The organism is Desulfuromonas sp. TF (assembly GCF_000472285.1).
Classification (GTDB): Bacteria; Desulfobacterota; Desulfuromonadia; order Desulfuromonadales; family ATBO01; genus ATBO01.
Map to the genome: position 1 here is coordinate 179,417 of NZ_KI421421.1, position 14,941 is coordinate 194,357.

The window sequence follows — 14,941 nt, forward strand, 5'->3', positions numbered from 1 at the left end:
TTGGAGAGGGAATCCTCGGCGATGGTGAAGATGATCGGAATGACCGCAAATCCCAGGGCAAAGGCGATGACGATGCAGTTGCGCTGGTCGTACCGCGCTCCGGCCTGTTCATAGAGCCATTGCCGGAAGTTCCCGTCGAAGAGCACGGTCTCGATGAAGGGGCCAAGGATGAGGGAGATCGCCACCGCCAGGACGAGGACCGGCAGGATGGCCAGAAATTCATATCCCCGCTCCAGGCGCTTGAGCGGCTCGGCGCGGCGCAGCCATTGCCATGCCAGAATCGCCAGGATGAGGGAGGTCGGCAGGAAGGCCAGGCTGATGAAAAAGCCGGAGATGTGTTTTTCCAGCAGCGGCGCCAGCCACAGGGCGGCCAGGAAGCCTATGACCACCGAGGGAATTGCGGCCATGATCTCCACCATCGGCTTAATAACCTGGCGAACCCGCGGGCTGCCGAACTGGCTGGTATAGATGGCTCCAAGCAGGGCCAGGGGGATGGCGAAGAGCATCGCGTAGACGGTCCCCTTGATGGTGCCGTAAATCAGTGGGGTCAGGCTCAGTTTCGGCTCGAAATCATCGCTGGCGGAGGAGGACTGCCATACCCATGTCGGCCGGTCGTAGCTTTCGTACCAGACCTTGCCGAAGAGCGTCTGCATGCTGATTTCGGGGTGGGGGTTGTCGACCGTCCATACGATCGCCTGCCCTTCCGTGTTCACGGCAACGATCCCGTTCCCGCGGGCGGAGAAGTCGAAATGCACCAGTGCCTTGTAGTCGTCCAGGGTCAGCAGATGGCGCTCGCTGGTCATGTGGTCGAGGTGCATAATCCCGTTGCGGTCGAGGCTGAGGATCGATTTATCCCTCTCCGAGGGCTGGATGATTTCCACCGGAGCCTGATGGCCGGCCAGGGTGTGGATCTTCCGAAGCCTCCTCCCGCCCGATTCGCCGGCGACCGGAAACCAGGTACTGAGCCCCCCGTTCGAGTCCCCGACAGCAAGCGAGATGTCCCCCAGCACCAGACCGAGGGCGGTGATCGCCCGCCGGTCTGCAAAAGCGGCGGTCTTTTCCAGCAGCTCCGGACTCCCCGGATCGGCCAGGTCCCAGCGCAGCAGGGTCCCCTGGTCGGTGCCGGCATAGAGGGTGCTTCCGTTGCCGTCGACGGCCAGGGCGGTCACCCGCTCCGGCTGCGCATCCTCCAGGGCAAAGGCGTGCTCCTCCTTTTCCTCGTTGCCGAGAAAATCAACGGTGACCGCCTCCTGGACCACCTGCAGCTGTCCGTCCTCTCTGAGGTCGATCCGCAGCCGAATCTCCTCCCCGACCCGGGCCATCGATCGCACCGGCCGCCCGCCATCCGGGGGGGGGAAAGCCGCCAGACGCTCGAGGCGCCGGGAGATGGTCCGCCGTCCCTCCGCATCGAAGACCGGACGAAACTGGAGTTCCTCCACGGTCAGCGAACCGTCGTTCCACATCAGGCCATAGACCTGCTCACCCTGGGACTCCACCGCAACCAGGCGGTCCCCTCCGTCCGGCGGTTCGGCGGAGAGGCGGCCTAGGATGGTCTGGCTGCGGGGGTCGAAAAAGACGAAGTTTCCCCCCTCGTCCAGAACCATGGGGGTCTCGAGATACTCGTCGGTCCCGGCGGCCATGATCTTCCCCTGCAGCTCACCGGGGGAGAAGGTGAACCTGGCGTAGAGATCGGCCCGGGCATCCCGGAAGAGAGGCAGAGTCACCTCTACGATCAGAAAGAGGATGAGCAGGACGCTGGCGATGATGGCCATCCCCCCCAATGTAATGATCCAGCGGGCTACGCGGTCCCGGGATTTGACTCTCTTGAGAACGTTTCGATCCATGCGTTCTTCCTGCCCATCAGACGCGGCAGCGGTCCTGTCCGCTTGGGGCTTGCAGACAGGACCGCTGACCGGTACGGTTCAGAGGCCGGGCTTACTTCAGGAAGGCCTCTTTCTGCTTGTCGGCGACTTTGGCCGGCAGAGGGAAGTAGCCGTCCTTCACCACGATTTCCTGCCCTTCCTTCGACAGGACGTACTTCAGGAATTCCTCGGTCAGCTTGGGCAGGGGCTTGTTCGGCTCCTTCGCCACGTAAAGGTAAAGCATGCGGCCGAGGGGATACTTCTTACCGACAACGTTCTCGGCGGTCGGCTCGTAGGCCTGCTCACCCTTCTTCTTGGACACGGAGACCGCCTTGACGCCGGAGGTCTTGTACCCGATCCCCGAGTAGCCGATGCCGGATTTATCCTCGGTCACTGACAGTACCACCGAGGCGGAGCCGGGCTGCTCCTTGACGGTGTCCTTGTAGTCACCCTTGAACAGCGCCTTCTCCTTGAAGAAGCCGTAGGTGCCGGAGGCCGAGTTGCGGCCGTAGATGCTGAGCGGCTGATTTGCCCACTGACCGGTCAGCCCGAGCTGCCCCCAGGTCGTAATGTCGGTGGGATGGCCGCCCTTGCGGGTCTTGGAGAAAATGGCGTCCACTTCCTCCATGGAGATCTCCTTCAGGGGGTTGTCTTTGTTGACGTAGACAGCGAGGGAGTCGAGGGCGACGCCGATCTCGGTCGGCTTGTAGCCGTATTTGTTCTCGAACTTCTCGATCTCCTCCTTCTTCATCGCCCGCGACATCGGCCCGATCTGAGCTACTCCCTCGATCAGAGCGGGAGGCGCGGTGGAGGAACCTTTCCCTTCGATCTGGATGTTGACGTTGGGATACTGCTTGCGGAACCCTTCGGCCCAGAAGGTCATGAGGTTGTTCAGGGTGTCGGAACCGATGCTGTTGAGGTTGCCGGCCACCCCCGTGGTCTTGGCGTAATCCTTCAGACCGGGATCGACCTGGGCGATCGCATTGCCTCCGCTCAGAACCACAGCGGCCGTCAGGGCCATGGTTGAAACCAGTCTCGCCATCTTGCCTGCATGTTTGTGCATTGAATGATCTCCTTCTTTCTTCAGGGGTATTGTGCTCCGCCCATCGTGGTGGAGCCGTTATCTGCCCTGATCATCTCCCCGCCGTGTTAGACCCGGGTTAGCAACCTGTGACAATTGTGCAAATTCCCACGGTTGAATGCCGGAGGAGATACTTGAAGGATCTATAGAAGATGGATGTTAGGAATGTGTTAGGAGAAGATGAGGAATGGATGAAAGAGAGGGGTTGAACGATTCGGTCTACTCGGGCTGATCAAAAATGTCCAGATGCAAGGCGCCTGAAATCGTACCGGAAGGTACGTCGTTGACGAAGGATGAGGGGAACGCAGCAGATGGGCGCTCGCCAGGCCATAGCCTTGGCGAAGGCTGGTTTTTCATCGGCCCTTAAGGGGCGGGAAGGATGATGGTGAAGACGCTTCCCTTGCCCGGCGTGCTGTTGACCACGACCTCGCCGCCGTGGGACTGGACGATGTGCTTGACGATGGACAGGCCGAGGCCGGTGCCGCCGAGTGCCCGGCTCCTGGCCCGGTCGACCCGGTAGAAACGTTCGAAGAGACGGGGGAGGTGTTGCGGATCGATGCCGCAGCCGAAGTCCTGCACCTTGATCATCACTCGTTCGGCATGCAGGGAAGCGTCCACCACAATTATTCCTCCTTTGTCACTGTACTTGACGGCATTGGTCAGCAGATTGACTACGGCCTGTTCCAGCAGCGGGGCGTTGATTCCGGCTCGCAGCTCCGGGTCGCAGAAGAGATTGATGCGGATGTCCTTCTCGCCGGCAGCCATGGCGCAGGTCTGAATTGCCCCCTCCAACACCGGACGGAGATTCCCCTCCTCCAGAGCTACCCCCTCGAGACCGGCCTCCTGCTCGATTCGGGAGAGCGCGAGCAGATCATCGATGATGGCCCCCAGGCGGTCGGCCTGTTTTGCGACGATGCCGATGAAGCGCTCGGCCCCTTTCGGATCTTCCAGCGCCCCGGCAAGGAGAGTTTCCGCCGCTCCCTTGATGGCGGTCACCGGTGTCTTCAGCTCGTGGGAAACATTGGCCACGAACTCGCTGCGGAGGTTTTCCAGTCGGCGCAGCCGGGTAACGTCATTGAGGACGATCAGCGCTCCGATCTGTTGCCCCTGATCGCCGCGCAACCGGGTGCCGTGGGCCTGGAGAAAGCGCTCCCCCTCATTGCCGCGCATCACCAGATCCCCTTCCACCGGGCCTTCCTCCTGCAGAATCTGACGGACGAATCGCTGCAGGTCGACCTTGCGCACCACCTCCTGAATCGACCGGCCCTGAACCTCTCCTGCCGGGACGCCGATGAGCCTCGCCGCCGCCCGGTTCAGACGAATGATCCGCTCCGCCGTATCGACCGCCAGCACCCCCTCGACCATGCTCCCCAGCATCGCCTCGCGCTCATTGCGCTCGCGCACCACCAGGCGCAGACGCTCGTCGAGTTGAGCAGCCATTTGATTGAGGGCATCGGCCAGCGCCGCGATCTCCTCCGAGCCGGTAATGGGCAGGCGCCGGCCGAGTTCGCCACGGGCAAAGCGCCGGGCTCCGCGCTCCATCTCCTCCAGGGGACGGCTGATGCGCCGGGAAACGATCAAGCTCAGCACGGCGGCGGAGAAGGCGATGAGCAGGCCTCCCCTGGCCAGATGCCCGTAGATCTCGTTCATGGTTCGGTCCATGGCGGTCACCGGAATCGCTGTGCGAACCACCGCTGCGATCCCTTCCTTCACGGTCATCGGAACCGCCACGTACATCATCTCCTGCTGCACGGTATGACTGTAACGAGTCGATTTTCCCACTTCTCCCTGCAGAGCGGCCATGATTTCCGGCCGGTCGGCGTGATTTTCCATACGCGCCGGATCTTCCTGCGAGTCCCCCAAGACCGTTCCGTCCGGCCGCACCACCGTAATCCGGGTCGCCGAATCTGCTCCGAGTTTTTTGACGAGAGCGTCCACAGATGGAGTTTCGTTCGGCCAAAGACGATCCATCACCTGATTTTCGATCAACCGGGCCCGAGCTTTCAGATCGAGAGCTGTCTGCTCGGAATGAAAGTTGCGCAGGGCTCCGGAAATGTACCAGGTCACCGCCGCCAAAGCGATCCCGGTAATGATCAGATAGCTCGGATAGAGCTGCCAGAGAAGACGCCTGCGCCCCACGATCTTACTCCTTGAACCGATAACCGACGCCGCGCACGGTTTCGATATACCGGCCGCATTCGCCGAGTTTCTTGCGCAGCCCCACGATCTGGACGTCAACCGCGCGGTCGGTCACCGCATAGCCTTCGCCGCGCACCGCGTCGACGATCTGGGTGCGGCTGAAGACCCAACCGGGGCGGGACGCCAGAAGGGAAAGGACCCGGAATTCGGTATAGGTCAGCTCGACCGATTCGTCCGAGACCAGCACCTCATTGCGCCCGGGATGAATCACCACTTCGTGGATCCTGATCGGTGCCGCCGCCTCTCTGGCTTCCTGCTCCCGGCGGCGCAGGACCGTCTTGATTCGGGCCGAAAGCACCTTCTGGCTGAAAGGTTTGGTCACATAGTCGTCGGCTCCCATCTCCAGACCGCCGACGATATCGGCCTCCTCGCCCTTGGCGGTGAGCATCACGACCGAAATCCGGGCGGTCGCCGGATCCTTTCGCAGGCGGCGGCAGACTTCCATGCCGTCGATCCCGGGGAGCATCAGATCGAGCACCACCAGATCGGGGGAGGCTTCGCGGGCCGCCTGAAGCCCTTCCTCGCCGGTGGTGCGGGAGGTCACCCGGTAACCCTCCCTCGCCAGGTTGTAGTGGATCACGGCCAGAATGTCCTCTTCGTCCTCAATCACCAGGATATGTTCTTTACCCATTTGTTCTTTACCCATTTCACCTCTCCGTTAATTTTCCGGGAGTATAGGAACGGCATTGTTAGGATTTGATTAGATACTGTGCACCCAGCGCTAAGATAAAAATAACAGGACCTTCAACTATTCTTAACATAAAAAAGGTCTGATCGTCGCAATTAGTGTCCATCGGATATCCCCCATGGGCATACGTGAAAAAATTTTCAACATATGTGAAAGGAACACCCTTGGACACAAAAATGCTCCTCGATTTTCCGGGCCACTTCTTCGAACAGGCGATCAAGGCCCTGCTCTGTCTCATCCTGCTGGCCCTGGTAGGGACCATCGGCGCCGTGGTCATCCAAACCTTCATCGACCTGGGGCATTGTTTTGCCGCAGTGGGACAGGAGACGGAACTGCATCACCACTTCAAACAGATCCTGGTCGATGTCCTGACGGGGCTGGCCATCGTGGAGGTCTACCGCACCGCCCTCGCCTACTTCATCGAAGGACGGGTCAAGGTCACCTATCTCATCGACGCCGTACTGGTGGCGGTTCTCACCGAAATCATGGCTTTCTGGTACCGGGAAATCGACCCCGTCCGGGTGGGCATGGTCATTCTCCTCGTGCTCACACTCATGTTCGTGCGGATCATGGCGATCCGCTTCTCGCCCCGGCGGCGCGAACTGGCGGAGGGACTGTGATGCAAAATAACATCCGTTACTCCATTGAAACCGGGTCTCCCGCCACCTGCCCCTTCTGCCGTCCGGATCGGCGCTTGTGTCTGGCCTCGAATTCCGGTCTTGTACCCGATCTGCAGCGCAAGATCAAATACTGCCTTTCCGAGGACTTCGATAACTGCCCTTTCTTTCTCTTCCGCTGCCTGCGGACCAGTCCGGCCAAAAATTACAGCCGCCACATCCGGACCTCGACCGCCTGAGAATGACCGCCGAAACCTGAAAAAAACGCTCTGCTAACACCGTCTGAACAGAGACTCTCTTAGATGTTCCAAGCATCACGGACAGGAAAACATTCTTGAGAAGGAGGTTGGGCCACGCAGATACCGTAAGAAGAAGGAATGTGAAAAACCGTATTTTGACCCTTAATTATTATGAACAAGGAGTACGCAATGAAGAAGCAAACGATTCTGAAGGTCCTTGCCGGCGTCGCCCTGCTGGGGCTGATCGCCGCTGGAAATGCCGGGGCCTCCGGCATCACCGTTTACAAGGATGGAGACAAGTACGTCAAGATGGGGGGGCGCATTCACCTCCAGTACCATCAGGTCGATCCCGACGAGGGAGACTCCACCGATGAAGTCTTCTTCCGCCGCTTCCGCCCCTACATCGAGGGGAGCCTGCACAAGAACTGGAAAGGCAAGTTCCAGTGGGACATGGGGAAGGCCGAAGGGAGCAACGAGATCGCCGTCAAGGACGCCTACTTCCAGTACACCGGCGTCAAGGACCTGAAGGTCACCGTCGGTAATGCCTATTTCCCCTTCTCCCGCGAGGACATGACCTCCTCCAATAAGCAGCAGCTGGTCGAGCGCACCTTCGTCGGTGACCACGACTTCGGTTCCCCGGAACGCAACGCCGGAGTCTTCCTCCATTACGCCCTCCTGGACAAAAAGCTCGAGCTGCACGCTGCAGGCGCCTCCGCCTCCATCGATCCCGACGTCGCCAAGCTCGATTTCGACACCCCGATCAATCGGGATGCCGACTTCAATGAAGGCTGGATCTTCGGCGGCCGCGTCGATTTCCACCCCCTCGGCTACCTGGCCATGGGACAAGGGGACTTCGAGCGGGAGCTCAAAGCCACCATCAGCGTCGCCGCCTTCACCTGGAACAACGACGACGACAACAACACCTTCACCGACGAGGCGACCGGCCTCTCCACAAGCGCCAGCAAGGCTGACGTCGACACCGTCACCGGCTTCGAAATCAGCGGAGCGCTGCGCGGCTACGGTTTCTCCGTCGACGCCCAGTACAACCTCTTCAACGCCGAGAGCATCGATGACACCTTCACCGGCGGCATCTACGAGGACGGCGAGACCGACCTGGAGAACTGGGCCGTCGAAGGGGGCTACATGGTCATCCCGAGCAAGCTGGAGCTGGTCGCCGGCTACGAGTGGCAGGACGCCGACAACTACGCCGAGGAATGGACCCGCACGTCGGTGGGCGCCAACTACTTCTTCAAGAAGCACGACATCAAGCTCCAGGCCACCTATCGGATGGGCGAGAACCTCAAGGGAGCCGACGGAGTCGACGAGGACGAGGTGTTCGTGCAGGCTCAGTACGTGTTCTGATCTTCCTCCAACCTCCGCTTCTGCCATGCAGTCGGCCGGTCCCCCGGAGGGTGGGGGCCGGCTTTTTTTAATTGGTCCACCCCAAACGTTGCGTTATGCAGGCCGAGATAGCCGATCACCTGGCGATGGGTAAAAAAAGGCCAATGCCGTCGAAGGTGCTTATGGCGTGATCCGAGGGAAGGTGGCCTGAAGGCGCCGGGAGGCTCCAGGTGCCGATATGTCATGCAGCAGTTCCGTCAGCGTTGCTCAAGGTCTGTGGCTGCGATGCGAGGGGGTGGCGATGATGGTTTGATAGGTGTGGCGAAGATGTTCAAGGATGTCCTTCCAGTTCTGGCGTTCGGCATACCTTCTGGCATTTACCCCCATGGTCCGCATGCGCTCCGGCTGGCTGAGCAGCGAATGCATGGCTCGGGCGAGGCCTTCGGCATCGATGCGTCCGGCGAACATCCCGGTTTCTCCCTCCCGCAGGATGTCCCCGGGGCCGGGTACCTGAAAGGCTACCACGGGCAGCCCCGACGCCATCGCCTCGAGAATAACGTTGCCGAAGGTGTCGCTCAGCGAGGGAAAGACGAACAGGTCGGCCGAGGCGTAAAGCCGCGCCAGCTCGTATCCGTACCAGTAGCCGGCGAAGATCACCCCGCTGTCCGCGCACCTCTCCAGGCGTGGACGAAGGGGGCCGTCACCGATCAACAGCAGCCGATACTTCTCCCGCCCGGGCAGCAGGCGCCAGCTCTCCAGCAGCATCTCCAGGTTCTTCTCGGCCGCCAGGCGCCCGACGTACGCGATCACCTTCTCTTGTGGATCGATACCCAATTCCCGCCGCACAACCTCGTCCCGGTTCAGAGGATTGAACTGCAAGCTGTCCACCCCCCGACTCCAGAGCTCAAGGTCGCGAAAACCCCTTTCGAGGAGCCGGTCTCGGATAGAGGGAGTGGGGCAGAAAGTCATCCGGGTGGCATTGTGAAAACGGCACAGATAGCGCCATGCCGTCTTCTCAAGGAAACCGAGCCGGTAGTTTGCCAGGTACTGGGGGAAATTGGTGTGATAGGAACTGACGATCGGCACCCCCAGGTCGTGGGCGGCCTTCAGGGCGGACCAGCCGAGGGGACCCTCGGTGGCGATATGCACAAGTTGGGGAGCGAAGGCTTTAAAGGTCTGCCGCAGACCGGCCGGGGTGACCAGCGGCAGCCGCACCTCGGGGTAGAAGGGGAGAGAGGGGCCGTCCCATTCGCTCTTTTCCAGGTTTTTCGGCAGAAGGGGAGCGGTCTCCCGGTACCTGGGGATGACCACCTGGACCCGATCTCCCTGCGAAGTCAGGTGACGGACCAGACGGTCCAGGGTGCGTGAGACCCCGTTCACCTGCGGAATGAAGGTTTCCGATACGACGGAAATACGCATGGGCCAATCCTCCTGTGGGGATCGGTTTGCATGATCAAAGCGGTATTTTTTTCAGGTCCGAGTCTAGCGGAAGCATGTTAATTGGCGGTTACGCCATTCTTCAAAGTTGGTTAGGCGTCGAGATCGGCCTGATGTCCTCTAACCAAAAAATAATCCTCCGCCAAACAAGCCCTAATTATCCGACCCGACTATAGGCGACAAACCGCAAGGGGCAGCCACCGCAGTCCCGGGAGAAGAGTCATGGATCAATCAGTTGAGGAACGCTGCCCCGTCAAGTTCCTGATTTCATCGCGAGAGCAGGTCTCCCCCACCATGCGGGTCGAAAGGGTGGCTGATCGCTTTTTCGCCGAACAGGACATCGAGGCCTTGGCCCTTGTGGAAGAAGGACGTCCCTGCGGACTGGCCACCCGCGGCAAGGTCATGTCCATCCTGTTCAACCGGTTCGGCTTCGAACTGTTCGGAAGGGACCCCATTCTGGAGATCGCCGACCGCGAACCGTTGATGGTCGGCGAGGACGAAAACCTCGAAATCGTGCTGGACAAGGCGATGAGGAGGGAATTCAAGGACATCTACGACGAGATCCTGGTGGTGGACGAGGCGGGCCGCTTCAAGGGACTTCTTTCGGTCAAGCGTCTGGTGGTGGAGCAGGGGAACGCTCTGACGCAGAGCATGGTCCAGAAAGAGGTGGCCCTGACCAAGGCCCGGGAGATGAAGAAGGTGACCGACATGAAGTCCCGATTCATTGCCCATGTCACCCATGAGCTTCGCTCACCGGTCAACGCCATCATTGGACTGTCGGAACTGATGCAGATGGCCGTCGAGGGGGGTCAGAGTCAACATCTGCCGGAAAAGCTCTCCCTGCTCTCGAGCAGCGCCGTCAACCTGCGCACTCTTATCACCAATATCCTCGATCTTTCCAAGATCGAAGCCGGGAGGATGGATATCATCGTCGAGGAATTCGATCTGATCGCCCTTCTGCAGGAGGTGGCCGAGACCACCCGCATTCTGCTGGGCGAAAAGCCGGTCGTTCTCGAGGTAGCCGCCGGACCCGAACCCCAGCTCATCCATTCGGACTGGGTCAAGGTGCGCCAGATTCTCACCAACCTGAGCAGCAACGCCGCTAAGTTCACCGATAAGGGGCGAATCGCAGTGAGCCTGAAGCGCCAGGAGAACGGCTTTGAACTGGCGGTATCCGACACCGGATCGGGCATTCGAAAGGGAGACCTGGGACGCCTTTTCACGTCATTCACTCAACTGGAGGATGCCAAGACCCGGCGTCACGAAGGGACCGGCCTCGGACTGGCCATCACCAAGGAGCTCGTATCGCTGCTGGAGGGTCGGATCACGGTCGCCAGCACCTACGGCGAAGGGACCACCTTCACCGTTCATCTTCCCTTAAAACCAACCGCAAACAAGAAAGAGGCCGCATGAGTCCGACGAAAAAGAAGATCCTCGTCGTCGATGACGACGAAAAACACCTGCTGACAACCAAGGAACTCCTCGAACTTGCCGGCTACGAGGTTGTCGTCCACAATTCTCCATTCCGGAGCTCCGAGGTCGTTAAGGCGTCCTCTCCCGACCTGATCATTCTCGACGTCAACATGCCCGCCCTCTCAGGCGATCGTTTATGTTCCCTGCTCAAGAGGCACTCTGCCGCAAAAAACCTGCCGGTGCTCCTCTACTCGTCCAACGATGAGGACAGCCTGCGGCGCTCGGTGGCTGAGTTCGGCGCCGACGGCTATGTCTGCAAAGGGGATATTGCCGGCCTTCGCAACCTTGTCAGTCGGAAGTTGAAATCCTGAGCCCTTCCGGCGAACGACAAAAAGGCCATTTTCCAGTCAAGGGAAATGGCCTTTTTCTTTCGGACCTTATCGGGAGTAGGGCTCTACCCTCCCCCTTTTTTCAGATCGATCAGTATCTGCTTGGCGACGGCCTTGAGGGTCTCGAAAACCCCTTCGCCGGTCGTGGCGCAGGCTTCGAATTCGGGAACGTTATCCGGGTTCAGGAGATTGCGCAGTTCCGATACAGCCGTGACGTTGGGCAGGTCGCGTTTGTTGTACTGGATGACGAAGGGAAGCTTTTCCAGTTGATACCCCTGCTCCTCCAGGTTGTCCTTGAGATTCTCCATACTTTCGATGTTGGCATCGAGCCGCTCCTCCTGAGAATCGGCAACGAAAACCACGCCGTCCACCCCCTTGAGAATCAGCTTGCGTGAGGCATCGTAAAAAACCTGTCCGGGAACGGTGTAAAGGTGAAACCGGGTCTTAAAACCCCGGATTTCGCCAAGGGCCAGGGGAAGGAAATCGAAAAACAGGGTCCGCTCCGTTTCGGTCGCCAGTGAGATCATCTTCCCCTTGGCCTCGGGAGCGGTCTTCTGATAGACCAGCTGCAGGTTTGTGGTCTTGCCGCAGAGTCCCGGCCCGTAATAGACGATTTTACAATTGATTTCGCGCGAGGCGTAATTGATGAAAGACATGCTCGGCTACCCTGTCACTTGAAGAGATTGTCGATGTCGTCATCGGTTATCTCGGCGAAGGGACTCTGAGCGGTTCCCTCCTTTTCCATTTCTGCGGTTTTTCGCGCCAGATCCTCGAAGATGTCCCCCAGCTCGTCGCTGGCCTTCTTGACCCGGAGCCGCACCAGGCCCAGGGAACTGCGTTGATCGAAAATGACCACCAGAATAACCCGGCCGGCAACGATGGAGATATGAATGTTGTCCTTTTCACCCTCGTGGAAGAGAATGGAAAATTCTTTTTCTCCGATCAGCTTGGCCAGGCCGCCGGTTGCAGCGATATTCCCGGCCGTCAGGGACGCCAGGCTGGTTGTATCCAGGTGCTCGGTCTCGCCGGTGGCTGCAATCAACTGGCCGTTTTTGTCGACAAGAAAAATGACCTTGCTGTTGGATTCGCGCAGAAGCTTCTCGGTAACGACGTATATTCTCTTGAGCTCTTCGTCATACATGACGAAATTTGACTGAGACCCGAACATTCAGCGCTCCTTGGCATGGTTTCTACACGAGAGCTTTTTATAGCACTTGAGCCCGGAACGAATCAAGGCTTTTCGGGATACTCGCTCTCAGGCAAAAAAACTCCCTGTCAGTTTTCCCTGCAAAGGTTCTTTCTTGAGACTGATCAGGATTTCTTCATGATATGAGAATGAGGGATCAACCTGCTTGCCATGGGGTGACCTGAAGGTACCTTTTGAGTTTCGAATTGAGCGTTTCTTCAGACAAATTGTATAGACAAATGTGAGCCCAGCAATCGAGTTGCAATAGTTTAAATTTTAAGGATTTATCTGAATTTTCCATCACATACTTCATTTCGCGGGCAGAAAGTTCAAGCATGTCGGAAACTAGAGAATTTTCAAAATAATCTGGTGATATTTTTAAACGTTGGAATGCATCAACCGGAAATGCACCCTTTGATCTTTGACTCAGATTTTTTGGTAAATAACGATCCGCTATCTGTCTTAGAATCCATTTGCTTTTGAAGAAGTAATGGTTTTTGTCAAAAGCAGTCGGTGAAAACCGAATCTTAAGATTGTATGGAGTATTCACTGCAAATTTGACTAAAGAGCTATCGAGAAATGGAAAACGCGATTCGATGCTCGCAGCCATGCCCATCGTATCGTTACGATGAAGCAATACACGCAGGTTGTAATTTAGCAGATCGATAGATCTCATGTAGTCTGCAGAACAAGATGAACTCTTTAAGGTTTTGACATTTGTAAATATCTCTTCTGTTTCCAAAGCCACCTCAAAGCGATTGAGCATTCCCATGACAAGTTCCGGAGTGGGAGGTCTTCTTTTAACTGAATGGTGGTATGCAATGCTGGTATAAGGCGAAAAACCCATAACGAATCCGGGTGATATTGAATTGTCTGAACCTTGGTGCCTGACAAAGCTGGCCAGATTTTTTAGAAATTGCTTCAATGCTGTTTTGGGTTGTCTTTTCCACCTCAAGACGTTCGGAACGAGAAATTTATAGCCCAAGAAGGATTCGTCCGCTCCTTCTCCGGAAAGAACGGCCTTGACCCTGTTGTCACGCACTACTTTGGAGACGGCCAGGAAAGGCACGGAACTGGGAATGATGTCGAAGGGGTGTCCGAAATGTTTGATGACCTCGGGGATCTGGTCGATGAAATCCTGGTCATTAATTACCGCCTCTTTTAAATCCAGCTTGAGGTGTCTAGCAAGGCTAGAAGCGGCCTCATACTCGCTCAATGGTCCAGCAACATTGGCGTGAAAAATCGCAAGATTGTTGTGGTGTCTTGCCGCCATTGCCATGACGAGCGAGGAATCTACTCCGCCGCTGCATAGAGCCCCCACAGGAGCGTCAGCAAATAGCTGTTTTTTTACACTCTCAAGCAGTAACTCCTCGGTTCGATCTATGATTTGAAGAGGTTTAAGGTGTTTCAGCTGATCAGCAGCATCGGGGTCGAAGAAATCGCTCATGGAAAAGAATCTTTCGTGGCGAGCTGCCTGGCCCCGACGGATCCTGACCAAGGTGCCGGGCGGAAGGATTTTGATTTTCTTGAAAAAACTATGCCCCTTCGAAGGCCCGGAAAAACCGCACAGGTAAGAGGAGATCGACAACCAGTCTGGCTCGGTCTTGATCCACGGAATCATCCCTTTTACTTCAGAAGAGAAAATAAGAGCATCCTCTTCATCATAGATGAAAAGAGGCTTAGTGCCGAAGCGGTCCCGTGCCAGGATCAGCGTTTGTTCCTTTTTGTCATAAAAGCCGAAGGCGAACATGCCTTCCAGTTGGGGAAGAGTCGCCTCAATCCCGATATGAATGATGTGCTCCAACAATACTTCCGTATCGCAATTCGTTCGAAAGGCAACCCCACGCCGTTCGAGTCCTGCTCTAAGCTCCTTGAAATTATAGATTTCGCCATTGTAGACAAGCCCATACCGGTCGCTTTTATCCCAAAAAGGTTGATTTCCTCTTTCGCTGAGATCCAGCAATGAAAGACGGGCATGTACTAATCCCAAATGGGCATCTGAATAGATTCCACAGTTGTCAGGACCTCTGTGTTGAAGCAGACGAGCAGTTTCCAGGAGACGGGATTCTTCAGGAGGGTTGTCTTGTTTATATTGCAATATGCCGAATATGCCGCACATCTCAGGGGACCCTTTCCTCTCGGGCTCTAAACGGGCGTTACGCATGTTCAGAGCTGGTACGAATTGGCTTGACAGTGCGATCCCCTCCAGAACAATTTGTCGGGCGAGAGCATCATCCTGAAAATCCTCAGGATTCTAGTTTCCGGCCGAGTTGACGCCCAATTCTATAGTATTCGAACCAATTCAAGCAGAAAATGAATGATGGCTGGTGCCCTTTTCCTGATATTTACCACAAGTCAGGGTTATCGCAAGGCATTCATTCTTATTCCGGTCCCCTATCGAATAGAGCTGCAAAAAAAAAGCTCCCGGCATTTTTCACCGGGAGCTTTTTCCTTTCTGAGGGTTGACTACTATTTCTTACCGCAGTCGG

The 14,941-nt window shown here is 57.3% G+C and carries 13 protein-coding genes; 5 read left to right on the forward strand and 8 right to left on the reverse strand.

Annotation, left to right across the window (positions count from 1 at the left end; genetic code table 11):
* From DTF_RS23330 to DTF_RS0112070, 4 genes are all read right to left on the reverse strand, one after another.
* The coding region (locus tag DTF_RS23330) for an ABC transporter permease (RefSeq protein WP_226989312.1) at positions 1 to 1,844 on the reverse strand (1,844 nt) is incomplete at its 3' end.
* A gap of 91 nt (positions 1,845 to 1,935) precedes the next feature.
* Positions 1,936 to 2,925: a PstS family phosphate ABC transporter substrate-binding protein gene (locus DTF_RS0112060; RefSeq protein ID WP_226989313.1), complete on the reverse strand. Its 990-nt coding sequence runs from the start codon at positions 2,923 to 2,925 to the stop codon at positions 1,936 to 1,938.
* A 381-nt stretch (positions 2,926 to 3,306) separates the two neighbouring features.
* Positions 3,307 to 5,082 (reverse strand): ATP-binding protein, encoded by a 1,776-nt coding sequence (locus DTF_RS0112065; protein ID WP_027715527.1) that lies wholly within the window; start codon positions 5,080 to 5,082, stop codon positions 3,307 to 3,309.
* 4 nt (positions 5,083 to 5,086) lie between these two features.
* Positions 5,087 to 5,773: a response regulator transcription factor gene (locus DTF_RS0112070; protein ID WP_027715528.1), complete on the reverse strand. Its 687-nt coding sequence runs from the start codon at positions 5,771 to 5,773 to the stop codon at positions 5,087 to 5,089.
* Positions 5,774 to 5,994: 221 nt separating this feature from the next.
* On the opposite strand from DTF_RS0112070, the gene DTF_RS0112080 reads away from it, so the two are divergent.
* The 3 genes from DTF_RS0112080 to DTF_RS0112090 all read left to right on the forward strand — a co-directional run bounded on the left by DTF_RS0112080 (position 5,995) and on the right by DTF_RS0112090 (position 8,048).
* Positions 5,995 to 6,450 carry a phosphate-starvation-inducible PsiE family protein gene (locus DTF_RS0112080; protein ID WP_226989316.1) on the forward strand — a complete coding sequence of 152 codons (456 nt, stop codon included), beginning with the start codon at positions 5,995 to 5,997 and terminating at the stop codon, positions 6,448 to 6,450.
* On the forward strand, positions 6,450 to 6,686 hold the full coding sequence (locus tag DTF_RS0112085; protein WP_027715530.1) for a hypothetical protein: 237 nt from the start codon (positions 6,450 to 6,452) through the stop codon (positions 6,684 to 6,686). Before DTF_RS0112080 ends, DTF_RS0112085 begins: the two co-directional genes overlap by 1 nt.
* 189 nt (positions 6,687 to 6,875) lie before the next feature.
* Complete coding sequence (locus DTF_RS0112090) at positions 6,876 to 8,048, forward strand: porin (RefSeq protein ID WP_027715531.1); 1,173 nt, start codon at positions 6,876 to 6,878, stop codon at positions 8,046 to 8,048.
* Positions 8,049 to 8,294: 246 nt separating this feature from the next.
* Here the strand turns inward: DTF_RS0112090 and DTF_RS0112095 are convergent, their stop codons facing one another.
* Positions 8,295 to 9,446, reverse strand: coding sequence for a glycosyltransferase family 1 protein (locus tag DTF_RS0112095; protein WP_027715532.1), 1,152 nt, complete (start codon positions 9,444 to 9,446; stop codon positions 8,295 to 8,297).
* 240 nt (positions 9,447 to 9,686) lie between these two features.
* Between DTF_RS0112095 and DTF_RS23335 the strand changes: the two genes are divergently transcribed.
* Together DTF_RS23335 and DTF_RS23340 are read left to right on the forward strand one after the other, a co-directional pair.
* Positions 9,687 to 10,877 (forward strand): HAMP domain-containing sensor histidine kinase, encoded by a 1,191-nt coding sequence (locus DTF_RS23335; RefSeq protein ID WP_051361263.1) that lies wholly within the window; start codon positions 9,687 to 9,689, stop codon positions 10,875 to 10,877.
* A complete protein-coding gene (locus DTF_RS23340) occupies positions 10,874 to 11,248 on the forward strand; it encodes a PleD family two-component system response regulator (RefSeq protein ID WP_035056960.1) in 375 nt (124 codons plus the stop codon). Before DTF_RS23335 ends, DTF_RS23340 begins: the two co-directional genes overlap by 4 nt.
* An 83-nt stretch (positions 11,249 to 11,331) precedes the next feature.
* Here DTF_RS23340 and DTF_RS0112110 read toward each other — a convergent pair whose 3' ends face one another.
* The 3 genes from DTF_RS0112110 to asnB all read right to left on the reverse strand — a co-directional run bounded on the left by DTF_RS0112110 (position 11,332) and on the right by asnB (position 14,571).
* On the reverse strand, positions 11,332 to 11,922 hold the full coding sequence (locus DTF_RS0112110; protein ID WP_027715533.1) for an ATP/GTP-binding protein: 591 nt from the start codon (positions 11,920 to 11,922) through the stop codon (positions 11,332 to 11,334).
* A gap of 14 nt (positions 11,923 to 11,936) precedes the next feature.
* Complete coding sequence (locus tag DTF_RS0112115) at positions 11,937 to 12,434, reverse strand: roadblock/LC7 domain-containing protein (RefSeq protein WP_027715534.1); 498 nt, start codon at positions 12,432 to 12,434, stop codon at positions 11,937 to 11,939.
* A gap of 175 nt (positions 12,435 to 12,609) precedes the next feature.
* Positions 12,610 to 14,571: an asparagine synthase (glutamine-hydrolyzing) gene (gene asnB / locus DTF_RS0112120; RefSeq protein ID WP_162148639.1), complete on the reverse strand. Its 1,962-nt coding sequence runs from the start codon at positions 14,569 to 14,571 to the stop codon at positions 12,610 to 12,612.
* Positions 14,572 to 14,941: the final 370 nt, after the last annotated feature.

What these genes read in the sequence shown, in the direction of transcription:
- DTF_RS0112060 (WP_226989313.1), bottom strand. Translation starts at nt 2,925, where the DNA reads ATGCACAAACATGCAGGCAAGATGGCGAGACTGGTTTCAACCATGGCC.
- DTF_RS0112070 (WP_027715528.1), bottom strand. Translation starts at nt 5,773, where the DNA reads ATGGGTAAAGAACATATCCTGGTGATTGAGGACGAAGAGGACATTCTG.
- DTF_RS0112085 (WP_027715530.1), top strand. Translation starts at nt 6,450, where the DNA reads ATGCAAAATAACATCCGTTACTCCATTGAAACCGGGTCTCCCGCCACC.
- DTF_RS0112090 (WP_027715531.1), top strand. Translation starts at nt 6,876, where the DNA reads ATGAAGAAGCAAACGATTCTGAAGGTCCTTGCCGGCGTCGCCCTGCTG.
- DTF_RS0112095 (WP_027715532.1), bottom strand. Translation starts at nt 9,446, where the DNA reads ATGCGTATTTCCGTCGTATCGGAAACCTTCATTCCGCAGGTGAACGGG.
- DTF_RS23335 (WP_051361263.1), top strand. Translation starts at nt 9,687, where the DNA reads ATGGATCAATCAGTTGAGGAACGCTGCCCCGTCAAGTTCCTGATTTCA.
- DTF_RS23340 (WP_035056960.1), top strand. Translation starts at nt 10,874, where the DNA reads ATGAGTCCGACGAAAAAGAAGATCCTCGTCGTCGATGACGACGAAAAA.
- DTF_RS0112110 (WP_027715533.1), bottom strand. Translation starts at nt 11,922, where the DNA reads ATGTCTTTCATCAATTACGCCTCGCGCGAAATCAATTGTAAAATCGTC.
- DTF_RS0112115 (WP_027715534.1), bottom strand. Translation starts at nt 12,434, where the DNA reads ATGTTCGGGTCTCAGTCAAATTTCGTCATGTATGACGAAGAGCTCAAG.
- asnB (WP_162148639.1), bottom strand. Translation starts at nt 14,571, where the DNA reads ATGTGCGGCATATTCGGCATATTGCAATATAAACAAGACAACCCTCCT.